11 protein-coding genes and 1 pseudogene are annotated in these 13552 nt (G+C 71.9%); 1 reads left to right on the top strand and 11 read right to left on the bottom strand.

The annotated features are described in order from the left end of the window. Positions 1–53 precede the first annotated feature (53 nt). The 4 genes from ACWCXX_RS10530 to ACWCXX_RS10515 all read right to left on the bottom strand — a co-directional run bounded on the left by ACWCXX_RS10530 (position 54) and on the right by ACWCXX_RS10515 (position 5675). The gene (locus ACWCXX_RS10530; RefSeq protein WP_451125941.1) at positions 54–662 is read right to left on the bottom strand and encodes a small secreted protein; all 609 of its coding nucleotides are present in this window, start codon (positions 660–662) and stop codon (positions 54–56) included. 436 nt (positions 663–1098) lie between these two features. Beyond that, entirely contained in the window at positions 1099–3537 is a 2439-nt protein-coding gene (locus ACWCXX_RS10525) for a sodium-translocating pyrophosphatase (protein ID WP_451125940.1), read from the bottom strand. A 428-nt stretch (positions 3538–3965) separates the two neighbouring features. Continuing rightward, on the bottom strand, positions 3966–4448 hold the full coding sequence (locus ACWCXX_RS10520) for an ATP-binding protein (protein WP_451125939.1): 483 nt from the start codon (positions 4446–4448) through the stop codon (positions 3966–3968). Between the two features lie 873 nt (positions 4449–5321). Further along, positions 5322–5675 (bottom strand): STAS domain-containing protein, encoded by a 354-nt coding sequence (locus ACWCXX_RS10515; protein ID WP_003967428.1) that lies wholly within the window; start codon positions 5673–5675, stop codon positions 5322–5324. Between the two features lie 78 nt (positions 5676–5753). Here ACWCXX_RS10515 and ACWCXX_RS10510 point away from each other — a divergent pair, with 78 nt between their 5' ends. Beyond that, positions 5754–8390 carry a DEAD/DEAH box helicase gene (locus ACWCXX_RS10510; RefSeq protein WP_451125938.1) on the top strand — a complete coding sequence of 879 codons (2637 nt, stop codon included), beginning with the start codon at positions 5754–5756 and terminating at the stop codon, positions 8388–8390. Between the two features lie 43 nt (positions 8391–8433). Here ACWCXX_RS10510 and ACWCXX_RS10505 read toward each other — a convergent pair. From ACWCXX_RS10505 to ssd, 7 genes and pseudogenes are all read right to left on the bottom strand, one after another. Continuing rightward, positions 8434–8862, bottom strand: a pseudogene (locus tag ACWCXX_RS10505) (Rv3654c family TadE-like protein); the annotation flags it as partial. A 77-nt stretch (positions 8863–8939) separates the two neighbouring features. Further along, positions 8940–9365: a TadE family type IV pilus minor pilin gene (locus tag ACWCXX_RS10500; protein WP_451125937.1), complete on the bottom strand. Its 426-nt coding sequence runs from the start codon at positions 9363–9365 to the stop codon at positions 8940–8942. Then, complete coding sequence (locus tag ACWCXX_RS10495; RefSeq protein WP_451126033.1) at positions 9352–9552, bottom strand: DUF4244 domain-containing protein; 201 nt, start codon at positions 9550–9552, stop codon at positions 9352–9354. The genes ACWCXX_RS10500 and ACWCXX_RS10495 overlap by 14 nt, the downstream gene beginning before the upstream one ends. A gap of 59 nt (positions 9553–9611) precedes the next feature. Further along, on the bottom strand, positions 9612–10400 hold the full coding sequence (locus ACWCXX_RS10490) for a type II secretion system F family protein (RefSeq protein ID WP_451125936.1): 789 nt from the start codon (positions 10398–10400) through the stop codon (positions 9612–9614). After that, positions 10397–11260 carry a type II secretion system F family protein gene (locus ACWCXX_RS10485; RefSeq protein WP_451126032.1) on the bottom strand — a complete coding sequence of 288 codons (864 nt, stop codon included), beginning with the start codon at positions 11258–11260 and terminating at the stop codon, positions 10397–10399. Before ACWCXX_RS10485 ends, ACWCXX_RS10490 begins: the two co-directional genes overlap by 4 nt. A 14-nt stretch (positions 11261–11274) precedes the next feature. Continuing rightward, on the bottom strand, positions 11275–12423 hold the full coding sequence (locus tag ACWCXX_RS10480; RefSeq protein WP_451125935.1) for a TadA family conjugal transfer-associated ATPase: 1149 nt from the start codon (positions 12421–12423) through the stop codon (positions 11275–11277). Continuing rightward, positions 12420–13547, bottom strand: coding sequence for a septum site-determining protein Ssd (ssd, locus tag ACWCXX_RS10475; RefSeq protein ID WP_451126031.1), 1128 nt, complete (start codon positions 13545–13547; stop codon positions 12420–12422). The genes ACWCXX_RS10480 and ssd overlap by 4 nt, the downstream gene beginning before the upstream one ends. Between the last annotated feature and the right edge of the window lie 5 nt (positions 13548–13552).

Below are 13552 nucleotides of genomic sequence, written 5' to 3'. Positions count from 1 at the left end.
GCCGGGCTCGTCCCCGTGGCCGCTGCCCGGTCACGCCTCTGGCTGCCGCTCGGTCACGCCTTCTTGCTGGGCGAGGGGGACGGTGAGGTGGTGGACTTCGGCGGCTTCGAGGCCGTCGGCTTCTGACAGCCCTTCTGCTTGGCCATCGCGGTACCGACCTCGCCGGACTGGAGCTTCTTCAACGACTCGTCACCGCTGGTGCTGATCTTGTTCAGTTCGTCCGCGATGCCCTTGAGCCCGTCGGCGAACTTCGCCTGGTCCTTCGTCTCCAGGGCGTCGACCTTCTTCTGCAGGTTCGCGTATGCCGCAGAGGAGGCGTTGAGCTCCTTCACGGCCTCCTTCTGCGTGGTCTCGCCGCCGTCGACCGGCGGCGGACCGGCCGATTCGACCGCCGCGCCCAGCGCCTTGTACGCCTGCGAGATCTGCTGGAAGGCGGCCGAGTCGGTGCGCTGCACGTCGGCGGGCTTGCTGTTGTCGGCGGTCTGCTGCTGAATGGCGGCGTTGGCGTTCGCGATCTTCTGGAGCTGCGGCTGGACCTGGTCGCAGACCTGCTTGGCCCAGGCGTTCACCTTCTCGCTCTTGTCGCCGTCGCTGCTGCAGCCCGACAGCGTGAGTACCAGTACCGCACCGCCGGACAGTGCGGCAGCTAGCTTCTTGTTCACCGGATCGGTCCCTTCCAAGGCTCTCGGCCCCGGAACTTACACGGCGGGCGCCCTCCTCCCGCGAGCCGGACGTCCGATGCATAACCTTTTGCAGCCATTTGCACCAAGGGAAACGAGGGAGATACAACTCACCCGCAAAGCCCTCGGAACCCGGGAACGCCTGGACGAACAGCCACCCGAAAGGGGTACGAATTCGAGGCCCTGCAGCGCCCTCGTCGCGATGCGGCCGGGCAGATCGTCAGGCAGAGGGAACGGACGACCGCCAGACGGACAAGCCACCGAGCCGCCGGATCACCGGATCGCTGGATCACCGCGAACGGAAAAGCGGACGGCGCATCAGAGCGTGCCGCCCGCCCGGCCATTGGCCCGAGTCCCCGTCAGACGCCCCCGGCTCTCCCTCCCTTCCCTCTCCCTCTTCCTCTCCTCCTCCGGCGTTTCACGAGACGGCCGCCTGCCCCGACGATTGCGCGGGCCGGTCCCCGTCGCCGGGGCCCTCCTCGTCCCCCACGGCGATCCCGCGTCGCTTGGAGGTGTAGACCGCTCCGACGATGACCGCGACGGCGATCGCCGACACCAGGGCCCGCACACCGGCGCTCGCGTCCTGCCCGTAGCCGAACTGAACCACCGCCGGGGCGATGAGCAGCGCGACCAGGTTCATCACCTTGAGCAGAGGGTTGATCGCGGGCCCCGCCGTGTCCTTGAACGGGTCGCCGACCGTGTCGCCGATGACGGTCGCGGCATGGGCCTCGCTGCCCTTGCCGCCGTGACGACCGTCCTCGACGAGTTTCTTGGCGTTGTCCCACGCGCCGCCGGAATTGGCGAGGAAGACCGCCATCAGGGTGCCCGTCCCGATGGCCCCCGCAAGGTACGAGCCGAGCGCTCCGACACCGAGCGTGAACCCGACGGCGATCGGTGCCATGACGGCGAGCAGGCCGGGCGTGGCGAGTTCGCGCAGGGCGTCCTTGGTGCAGATGTCGACGACGCGCCCGTACTCGGGCCTCTCGCCGCGGTCCATGATCCCCGGGTGCTCGCGGAACTGCCGCCGCACCTCGTAGACCACCGCTCCGGCGGACCGCGACACCGCGTTGATCGCAAGCCCGGAGAAGAGGAAGACGACTGCGGCGCCGAGGATCAGGCCCACCAGGTTGTTCGGCTGCGAGATGTCCAGGCTGAGCGTCATCTCCTCCGCCTTGGCCCCCACGTTGCCGACCGCCGTGGCGATCGCGTCGCGGTACGAGCCGAAGAGCGCCGATGCCGCCAGGACCGCGGTGGCGATGGCGATGCCCTTGGTGATGGCCTTGGTGGTGTTGCCGACGGCGTCGAGGTCGGTGAGGACCTGTGCCCCGGCCCCCGTGACGTCGCCCGACATCTCGGCGATGCCCTGCGCGTTGTCCGAGACCGGTCCGAAGGTGTCCATGGCGACGATGACGCCGACGGTGGTGAGCAGCCCGGTCCCCGCCAGGGCCACGGCGAAGAGCGCCAGCATGATCGACGTACCGCCGAGCAGGAACGCCCCGTAGACGCCGAGTCCGATCAGCAGCGCCGTGTAGACGGCGGACTCCAGCCCGATGGAGACGCCGGCGAGCACGACGGTGGCCGGGCCGGTCAGCGAGGACTTGCCGATGTCCTGGACGGGACGGCGGCCGGGCTCGGTGAAGTAGCCGGTCAGCTGCTGGATCAGGGCGGCCAGCACGATGCCGATGGCGACGGCGACCAGGGCGAAGAGTCGCGGGTCGCCGCCGTGCGAGGTGATCGTGCTGTCGCCGACCCCGCCCAGGTCCGCGTACGAGGACGGCAGGTAGACGAAGACTGCCACGGCCACCAGCACCAGCGAGATCACAGCGGAGACGAAGAATCCGCGGTTGATGGCGGTCATTCCGCTGCGGTCGGCGCGGCGCGGGGCGACCGCGAAGATCCCGATCATCGCGGTGATCACACCGATCGCCGGGACGATCAGCGGGAAGGCCAGCCCCGAGTCGCCGAAGGCTGCCTTGCCGAGGATCAGCGCGGCGACGAGCGTCACGGCGTACGACTCGAAGAGGTCGGCCGCCATGCCCGCGCAGTCACCGACGTTGTCGCCCACGTTGTCGGCGATGGTGGCCGCGTTGCGCGGATCGTCCTCCGGGATGCCCTGCTCGACCTTGCCGACGAGGTCGGCGCCGACGTCCGCCGCCTTGGTGAAGATCCCGCCACCGACCCTCATGAACATGGCGATCAGCGCGGCCCCGAGGCCGAAGCCCTCCAGCACCTTCGGAGCGTCGGCGGCATAGACGAATACGACGCAGGAGGCGCCGAGCAGACCGAGGCCAACGGTGATCATGCCGACCACACCACCGGTACGAAAAGCGATCTTCATCGCCCTGTGCGAAACGGTGGTGAGATCTTTTTCCGGTTCTCCCTCTGCGGGCGTCGCCTCACGTGCAGCAGCAGCCACACGGACATTACTGCGCACGGCGAGTCGCATGCCGATGTATCCGGTGGCCGCCGAGAAAAGTGCACCGATGAGGAAGAACAACGAGCGGCCCGCGCGCTGCGACCAGTTGTCGGCCGGCAGCAACAACAGAAGGAAGAAGACCGCGACGGCAAAGACGCCGACGGTGCGCAACTGCCGGGCCAGATAGGCGTTCGCGCCTTCCTGGACGGCGGCCGCGATCTCTTTCATGCGCTCGGTGCCCTCACCGGCCGCCAGCACCTGGCGCACCAGCAACCGAGCGACCACCAGGGCGGCGACGGCCACGACCGCGACGGCGACCACGATCACGCGATTGCCTTCGGTTAGTACCGCGGCGGCCAGAGAATCAGGTCGGCCGGAAGGGCCGGAGAATGCGGAATCTTGTGCCGGTCCTGCCAGTGGGATGTTGAAGATCTCCGCCATACGTCCTCCTTGACGCTCAGCGCTCAAGTCGTGGACGAATTGTAAGGAGCAGGAGCCGATCAAAACAGTGTGCGGTAAATCCAATTGCCCTCCACTGGCCGACCATTAAATGATCGAGACACGAGATCAACCCGAATGCAGTAATGGGGCAGGCACATTTTCCCCGGATCACCGGTCTCACGGAAAATGAATAAAGGCCCTGCTCAGCAGGGCCTCAAATGGCGGATCGAGAAATGGTCCGGAAGAGGGGCGGTGCAGCATCCCGACAGACGGACCGCTCCCGACATCGGCGCTGCCATCGGCGCATGTCTTCGAGCGCCCCGGGAACACGCCTTCGGATGCCTCGGAGGCACGTCTTCGGGCATCTCGGGGGGCACGTCTTCGAGCGTCCCGGGAGCACGCCTTCGGATGTCTCGCGGGGCACTCCTTCAAGGGAGCGCGGCCACGGGCGCCTTCGGCCAGGTCATGCGGATCACTCCGCCATTGACCCCCGACCGGACCTCCACGTCGTCGACGAGGCCGCTGATGACCGCGAGCCCCATCTCGTCCTCGCCGTTCGCGTCGTTTTCGTGATCCGGTCCACCGGGCCCCGCGCCGGGCGTGGCGCCGCGTGTCGCGGACGCTCCGGCCCGCCCACCGAGGCTGGGCTCGGCGCCCGGTCCCGGCACCTCGTCGCCGACCTCAACGGCGAAGGACTTCTCCTCCTCGATCAGGGCGACGGAGACGGGAGCGGTGATGCCGTGACTGCGGTGCAGCCCGACGGCGCGGCTGCAGGCTTCACCGACGGCGAGTCTGACCTCGTCGAGCACGGCTTCGTCGATGCCTGCCCGGCGCGCCACGGCGGCGGCCACGAGACGGGCCGTCCTGACGTGTTCGGGCTGGGCACTGAAGCGGAGTTCAACGGTGGCCATGCGATCCCCCTCAGACGTACGGGCGTGCATCCCAGGGTCCCGGGCCCGCTGCCCGGCGCCCCTACTCTTCTTCCGGAACCTGCAAGAACCTGCGATCGGCCGAACCCGCTTGTCGACCACCGGGCGAACCGGACCGTCGACTTACGGTCACCGACCGACCGCGGGCATCCACCCGGTGCCTGACCCGCTTCCGAGCGGGGTCTGGGCACCGAATACGGACGGCCCGGCCGACAGGCCGCCACCAATCCATCACACACCGGTCCGCGCCGACCCACAAACCCCGGGCCGACAGACCGGCCACCACCCGCCGACACCTGCCGAACGGCAAGCTGCCGACACTCCGGACATCCGCCCGGCCGTCGAGCGGCCAAACGTCGGCCGACAGCCCGGTCGAGCGGTGACCCGACCGGCGGACAGCCATGTCGGTCACCAGTGGCGCAATCGCCCGCCCAACCGGCGAACACTCCGGCCCACGGACGACCGGCCCTGCCGACGAACACCGGCAAACGGTCGAACCAGCCGGCCGTCGGCCGCCGACAGCCCGGCTGGACGGCTCGTCTTCGGTTGTCGTCCGGACGCCCCTGTCGTGTCGAGGCGCCGGATGTCGCCCGGTCCCTTCGGCCGTCCGGGGCTCCGAGCGCCGGTTTCCCGGGCACCGATCGCCCACGTCCGGCCGACGAGCCGCACGCCCGGCCGGCCGCTCGGCGGGAAAGCCTCGCGATCGCCCGGCGGACCCGTCCAACAGCAACCGACCGCCCGACGACCGAAGCCTGCCCGCGTCGCGCGGTCCGCCTGCCGGGTCCCGGCACCCGAACCGCGCACCGGCCGTGTGCCGGACCTGCCTTTCGGCCGGCCCGGCCGGTGAACCGGACGTCAGTCGGTGGCCGCGACGGCCTCGTCGACCGTGGTGTGGATCGGGAACACCTTGGTCAGACCGGTGATCCGGAAGATCTTGAGAATGCGCTCCTGGTTGCAGACCAGGCGCAGCGAGCCCTCGTGGGCCCGGACACGCTTCAGGCCGCCCACGAGCACGCCGAGGCCGGTGGAGTCGAGGAAGTCGACGCCTTCCATGTCGACAACCAGGTGGTAGCTGCCGTCATTCACCAACTCGACCAACTGCTCGCGCAGCTTGGGCGCGGTATACACATCAATCTCGCCACCGACCTCGACGACCGTACGGTCGCCACCAGGGCCGGACACATTGCGAGTCGACAAGGACAGGTCCACGGATCCTCCAGCACCTTGCTATCGAGCGGTCGCCCCTCGGTCTCCCCGGCGGAGCCGGGGAACGGATCGCCAGCCGCGATGGCATTCAATCACTTACCAGCAGGCATGCACGACGCCTTGGGACCATTGTCCGTCACGCCAGTGACACACTCGGTGCCGATGGCCAAGAATCACCGCCCCAGTCGACCACCCGGGAACAAGGACTCCGGTCCCTCTCCCGCCATGGTCCTCGACCGACTCGCCGCAGTGGCGGGCCGGTCCGCGCGCATCACTCATACGGAGCACTTGCCCCCGCGCAGGGGAACCCATGCCATCTGGCCCGATCTCATCCGGCCGGAAGTCGTCGCCGCGATCCGGAAGGCCGGAATCGACCATCCGTGGGCACACCAGGCGGCGGCCGCCGAGCACGCCCTGGACGGCGAATCCGTGGTCATCGCCACAGGCACGGCGTCCGGCAAGTCGCTCGCCTACCTCGCCCCCGTCCTCAGCACCCTGCTCGACGGCTCCGAGGCCCCGAACGGCCGCGGCTCCACCGCCCTGTACCTGGCCCCCACCAAGGCCCTGGCCGCGGACCAGAGGCGGGCGGTGAAGGAACTCGCGGCACCGCTCGGCAACGCCGTCAGGCCCGCGGTCTACGACGGCGACACCCCGGTCGAGGAACGCGAATGGGTGCGCCAGTACGCCAACTACGTCCTGACCAACCCCGACATGCTGCACCGCGGCATACTCCCGTCCCACCCCCGCTGGTCCTCCTTCCTGCGCGCCCTGCGCTTCGTCGTCATCGACGAGTGCCACACCTACCGGGGCGTCTTCGGCTCCCACGTCGCCCAGGTGGTGCGCCGCCTCCGCCGGCTGTGCGCCCGCTACGGGGCGGATCCGGTCTTCCTCCTCGCCTCCGCCACGGCGGCGGAACCCTCCGTGGCCGCGGGCCGCCTCACCGGCCTCCGGGTCACGGAGATCGCCGACGACGCCTCACCCCGAGGCGAACTGGTCTTCGCCCTGTGGGAGCCGCCCCTGACCGAACTGCACGGCGAGAAGGGTGCACCCGTACGCCGCACCGCCACTGCCGAAACCGCCGACCTCCTCACCGATCTGACCGTCCAGGGCGTCCGCTCGGTCGCCTTCGTACGCTCCCGGCGCGGCGCCGAACTGATCTCCGTCATCGCCAAGGAACGCCTCGCCGAGGTGGACCGCTCCCTGCCGGACCGGGTCGCCGCCTACCGCGGGGGCTACCTCCCCGAGGAACGCCGCGCCCTGGAACGCGCCCTGCACTCCGGACAGTTGCTCGGCCTGGCCGCCACCACCGCCCTGGAACTCGGCGTGGACGTCTCCGGGCTGGACGCCGTCCTCATCGCCGGCTACCCCGGCACCAGGGCGTCGCTGTGGCAGCAGGCCGGCCGTGCCGGACGCGCCGGCCAGGGCGCCCTGGCCGTCCTGGTGGCCCGCGACGACCCGCTGGACACCTTCCTCGTCCACCACCCCGAGGCGCTGTTCCAGCAGCCGGTGGAGTCGACCGTCCTCGACCCGGACAATCCCTACGTCCTCGCCCCGCATCTGTGCGCCGCCGCGGCAGAGCTCCCCCTCACTCGGCCCGACCTGGACCTCTTCGGTCCCGCCGTGGCCGAACTGCTGCCGCAGCTGGAAGCGGCGAAGCTGCTGCGCAGACGGACGACGGGCTGGCACTGGACCCGTCGCGAGCGCGCCGCCGATCTCACCGACATCCGCGGCGAGGGCGGGCGCCCCGTCCAGATCGTCGAGGAGGGCACCGGCAGGCTGCTGGGCACCATCGACGAATCGGCCGCGCACACCGCTGTCCACGAAGGCGCCGTCCACCTCCACCAGGGGCGCACCTACCTGGTCCGGAAACTGGACCTGGAGGACTCTGTGGCCCTGGTGGAGGAGGCCGTCCCGCCGTACTCGACCACCGCCCGCGACACCACCGCCATCGCCGTCCTGGAGACCGACACCGAGATCCCCTGGGGCGAGGGACGGCTCTGTTACGGCTCCGTCGAGGTGACCAACCAGGTCGTCTCCTTCCTGCGCCGCAAGCTGATCACCGGCGAGGTCCTCGGCGAGACCAAACTGGACCTGCCGCCCCGCACCCTGCGCACCCGGGCCGTGTGGTGGACGGTCACCGAGGACCAGCTCGACGCCGCCCGGATCAACCCGGAGATCCTGGGCGGGGCCCTGCACGCCGCGGAACACGCGTCGATCGGGATGCTGCCGCTCTTCGCCACCTGCGACCGGTGGGACATCGGCGGTGTCTCCGTGCCGCTGCACCCGGACACCCTGCTGCCCACGGTCTTCGTGTACGACGGCCACCCGGGCGGCGCCGGATTCGCCGAACGGGCCTTCCACACAGCCCGCGCCTGGCTGACCGCGACCCGCCAGGCCATCGCGTCCTGCGAGTGCGAGGCGGGCTGCCCGTCCTGCATCCAGTCCCCCAAGTGCGGCAACGGCAACGACCCGCTGCACAAGCGCGGCGCCGTGCGTCTCCTCACGGAACTCCTCCGCTCCGCCCCGCAGGACCCCGGAGAGCCGGATACTCCGGAGTCGAGCCCTCTGGAACCGGAGCGGCAGTCGGCTCCGGGGGCGTCATCCCCGAGGGAGCAGGAGGGGCAGGCGTCGGAGAGGCGGGGTCATCAGGAGTCGGTGCCGGGGGCATCGGCCGCAGAAGGGCGGGAGCGGCGTCCGGAGGACCGGCCCGGGACCTGACCGCCGACCCGTACGGCCCGAAGCCCACCCGGGCCGTCACATCGGCGATCTCCCCGTCCACCACGCACCGCACCAGCACCGCGCCCTGCGCCTCGGCCACCTTCCCGGCAGTCCCGCAGGCCGTCCCGGCTCCTCGCAGGGCCCGGTCCGCCGCTGCCAGGGCCGCCAGATCCGCCGCGCCACCGGCCCGGTGCCGGGCGACCACCACCTGCCCGATCGCCAGCACCACCGCGAACACCGCGCACAACGTGGCCGTGGTCATCGCCACCCACACCGTCGCCAGACCCTTGTCCCCGCCCTCCGGCCCTCCCTCTCCGTTCCCGCCGCCGGAGTCCCGCCCCGGATCCGGATCCCTGCCCCGACTCCGGCGGCGGCCCCGGTCACGTCCCCCGGCCCCACATCCACTCCTGCCCCCGCTCCCGGTCAGGCGCCCGACCACGGCACCCCGGCCTCTCGCTCCCCTCCCGGTCATCACGCACCTCCGCGTTCCCGTCATCGCCGTGCCGATCACCGCGCCGCCTTTCACTCGCTCCCGTTCCCGTACATCGGTCACCGCTCCGTCCCCACCGTGTCCTCGGCCAGTGCCGCCGCCTCCGCGTGGAGCGTCAGGGCCAGCGGACCGGGGCCCGGCGCCGAGGCCGCGACCCGTACCCGCCACAGCTCTCCGGCCCGCTCCATCTCGACCTCGGCCCCTTCGGGGGCCGCCGACCGGGCAACGTCCAGTGCCTGTGCCTCCGGTTCGGAACGGGCCGCCGCCCTGGCCCCGGCTCGTGCCGCATCCACGCACCGGATCTGGGCGGAGGCGGCCATCAGCGCCCAGACCAGCGTCAGGGCGAACACCACCAGTACCGGAATCGCCATGGCCGCTTCGGCTGTCACCGCGCCCCGGTCCCGCCCCTCCCCGGCTCTTCCGGCCGCGCCTCGGGAACGGCACCCGGCAGGTCGTCCCCCACGGCCGCTCTCAGAACTTCGCATCGAGCGCTTCCTTCAGCAGCGACTGCAGTGCGGACATGACCGGCTGGCTGGTGACCACCTTGTAGAGCACCGCCGCGAACGCGCAGGCCGCGATCGTTCCCACCGCGTATTCGGATGTCGTCATGCCCTTGTCCGACCGGACCCGGCGTGCCACGCCACGTACCCAGCCCCTGATTCGCCGTGCCATTTCAACCCCCGCTGATTGCTTGTTCTCGTAGGAAAAATTCAGATACTCGATCTTTTGGGTCATCCGGTGTGAAGCAGTCCGGTCGCCAGGCCCATCACCACCGGGGCCACTCCCACCGCCAGGAAGGCGGGCAGGAAGCAGAAGCCCACCGGGCCGGTGATCAGCACTCCCGCGCGCTGGGCGCGCGCCACGGCGGCGCTCGCCCGCTCCGCCCGCATCGCCTCGGCCAGCCTCGCCACCGGTTCGGCCGCCGGAGCCCCGGTCGAGCCCGCCCGGTCCAGACAGCGGGCCAGCGCGCCCGCACCCGGTATCTCGCCGAACCTCCCCCAGGCCGCCGTGGGTTCGCCGCCGAGCCGGATCTCCGCAGCCGCCCGCGCCAGGCTCGTACCGACCGGTCCGCCGAGCGATTCCCCCACCGCTTCGGCCGCCTCTCTCGGGCCGGCCCCGGCAGAGATGCAGGCCGCCAGCAGATCGGCCGCCAGAGGGAGCTGGCGTGCGGCTCGCGCCTGCTCCTCCCGCTCTTCCTCCCGCTCACGTCCCTTACGGGCCCGCTGCAGGCGCCATGCGCCGTACCCTCCGGCCAGCCCTGCCGCACACCCCAGCGGGCCCCCGAGCAGGACCCAGCCCGTCGCCACGGCCGCCAACGGCGCGATCCACTCCTTCGCCCGTCCGCCGGACACCTTGTACCCGCGCCGGCACCTCTCCGGGGAAACCGCCAACAGCACCGCGCCCCGGCGGCGCCCCGCCCGCCTCCGCCGCAGTCCGGCCAGGGCCGACCAGAGGGCCGTGCCGAGAACCGCGCACACCGCCGCCGCCCCGGGCCCCGTCCCGACGGTGATCCCGCTCATGCCGCCTCCCCCGCCCGTACGATCCGGCCGGCCCACCAGAGCCCCGCCGCCTCCAGCAGGCCACCCGTCACCATGCAGGCCAGCCCGACCGGGGTGTGGAGCAGCACCCTCAGCGGGTCGGCCCCGAGTGCCGCTCCCAGGCCCAGCCCCAGCACCGGCAGCAGAGCCAGTACGGCAACCGTCGACCAGGCGCCCGCCAGCTGGGCCCGCAGCTCCTCCCGTCTGCGCCGCTCGGCCCGCAACGCGCCCTCCAGCCGGTCCAGGCCGGTCGCGAGCCCGGCCCCGCCGTCCACCGCCACCCGCCAGCAGGCCGCCACCCCGGCGAGCCCGTCCAGGCCGGGTTCCCGCGCCGCCTGCCCGAGTGCCGCCGGCACATCGCCACCGAACCGGGCCGCAGCCGACACACCGGCCTCCGACGCCCCCAGCGCCCCCGTGTCCCGGACAGCGGCAATCAGCGCCTGCCCCGGCTCGCGCCCGGCCCGTAACTCGCCCACGACCGCGCCGCACAGCGCCACCACCCCCGCCTCGCGGCGTTCCCGCTCCTGTCTCCGGGCCCGCCCGTGCAGCCACCGCCGCACCAGCGGTACCGCCGCCGCCCCGGCACACAGCGGCAGCACGGACTCCCCCAGCACGGCGACGACCAGCGCCGCCGGGAGACAGAGCCACTCCCTCCGCTCCCGCGCGTGCCCCAGCAACCGCGCTCCGGCCCGTTCCCACCACACGCGCAGCGGCGAGCGAACCGGTCCGTCGACGAACAGCACCCGTGCCCTTCGTCGCCCGTGGTCCTGCGCCGCCACCAGCCAGGCCGCCGCCCCGGCGCACAGGGCGGCCGTGCAGGCCACGCCCGTCGTCGACCCCATCGGCGCGCCACCGCTCACGGCGCACCTCCGATCAGCGAGCGCAGCCGTTCCCAGCCCCGTTCCCGCACGAAACCGTCGGCGCCCCAGCGCAGGGCGGGCACGGTCACCACCAGTCCCGCAGCGTCCCGCTCCAGGACATGCACCTCGGAGATCCGTCGCTGCCCGGCCCGGTCGCGCACGAGATGGACCACCACCGACAGGGCGGCCGCCAACTGGCTGTGAAGGGCCGTCCGCTCCAGCCCCGCCGCCGTCCCCAGCGCTTCGAGGCGGGCCGGTACGTGCTCGGCCGCATTGGCGTGGACCGTTCCACAGCCGCCCTCATGACCCGTGTTGAGAGCGGCCAGGAGTTCAGTGACCTCGGCGCCGCGGACCTCCCCGACCACCAAGCGGTCGGGCCGCATACGCAGCGCCTGCCGCACCAGGTCCCGGAGCGTCACCCGCCCCGCCCCTTCCTGGTTGGCGGGGCGCGACTCCAGACGCACCACATGCGGATGGTCCGGTCGCAGCTCCGCCGAGTCCTCGGCGAGCACGATGCGCTCGCGCTCCCCGACCGCGCCCAGCAGACTCGACAGAAGAGTCGTCTTCCCCGCCCCCGTGCCTCCACTGATCAGGTACGAGACCCGGGCCTCCACCAGGGCCCGCAGCACCCGGTCACCGCCCGGCGGCACGGTCCCCGCCGAGACCAGCTCCGCCAGCGAGAAGGCCCTGGGGCGCACCACCCGCAGTGACAGGCACGTCGAGCCGACCGACACCGGTGGCAGCACGGCATGCATACGGGTGCCGTCCGGCAGCCGTGCGTCCACCCAGGGGCGGGCGTCGTCCAGCCGCCGCCCCGCCACGGCGGCCAGCCGCTGCGCCAGCCTGCGCACCGCGGCGGCGTCCGTGAAGGTCACTGCGGTGAGTTCGAGCCCTCCGCCCCGGTCCACCCACACCCGGTCCGGTGCGGAGACCAGCACGTCCGTCACTATCGGGTCGGCGAGCAGCGACTCCAGCACCCCGGTCCCGACCAGCTCGCCGCGCAACTCCTCGGCCGCACCGAGCACTTCGGCATCTCCGAGCAGCCGCCCCTGGGCCCGTAACGCGGCCGCCACCCCGGCCGGGGTCGGTGCCGCACCGCTCTGCGCCAGCCGTTGCCGTACGGCGTCGAGCAGCGTCTCCGTCATGACGCGCCTCCGCCGGCTCGTCCCTCCGCGCTCTGCGCGGCGAGCGCCCGTTCCCAGAACGCCGCGCAGAACCTGGCCAGTGGTCCGCGAGCGCTTCCGCCCGGTGGGGAGCCGCTGTCCTGATCGGTCAGCAGACCGATGTCGAGCGGCAGTTCACCGACGAGCGGCAGCCCCAGCACCTGCGCCACCCACCGCTCGTCCAGGCCCGCCGCGTACGGGCCCCGGGCCACGACCCGCAGGTCGTCCAGGACCATCCCGGCCGTCGACGCCACCCGCTTCGCCGCCGCGACCGCACGAAGCTCCCCCGGGACCACCAGCAGCCCCAGGTCCAGCTGAGCAAGGGCCTCGGCCACCGACTCGTCGACCCGGCGGGGCAGATCGACGACGACCACCCCGCCGAGCCTGCGGGCGGCGGCCAGCACGGCCCGCATGGCCTGGGGCGGGATGACCACCCAGTCGTCACGGCCCCAGCTGAGCACCCGCAGCCCGTGCAGTGCGGGCAGCGACTCCTCCAGCGCGCCTCCGCCGACCCGCCCCTTGGAATGGACGAAATCCGGCCACCTCATCCCTTCGGCCCGTTCGCCGCCGAGCAGCACGTCGATGCCCCCACCGAGCGGGTCGCCGTCGATCAGCATCGTCCGCCGGCCCACCCTGGCCGCGGTCACCGCGAGAGCGCAGGCCAGTGTGGACGCACCGGAGCCGCCTCGCCCGCCGATCACCCCCACGGTGAGCGCCGACCGGCCCACGCCCTCCGCCGCATTGGCGATCTGGTCGACCAGCCACCCCTCCGAATCGGGCAGCCTCAGCACGTATTCGGCCCCGATCTCCACCGCACGGCGCCAGACGTCCGGGGCGTCCTGGTCCCGGCCGACGAGCAGCACACCCTGTCTGCGCGCCGCCCCACGGCACCGCTGGGCGGCGTCATCACCCACGAGAACCATCGGGGACTGTTCCCAACTGCCCCTGTTTTCGGGCAGCGAGTGATGAACTTCCGGTTCCGCCCCGGCTGCCGCGCACAGCCGCAGCAGATCATCGAGCAGTTCCACGTCCTCGGTCACGATCAACGGTCCGCCCCGCCGTGCTCCGGCGGCCGGCAGACGATCCCGAGCGATGGACCCGGCCAAGATCT

The sequence above is a fragment of the Streptomyces sp. NPDC001732 genome, assembly GCF_053596315.1.
Note: the sequence above shows the minus strand (reverse complement) of the source record. Positions and strands in the feature narration are given on the sequence as shown.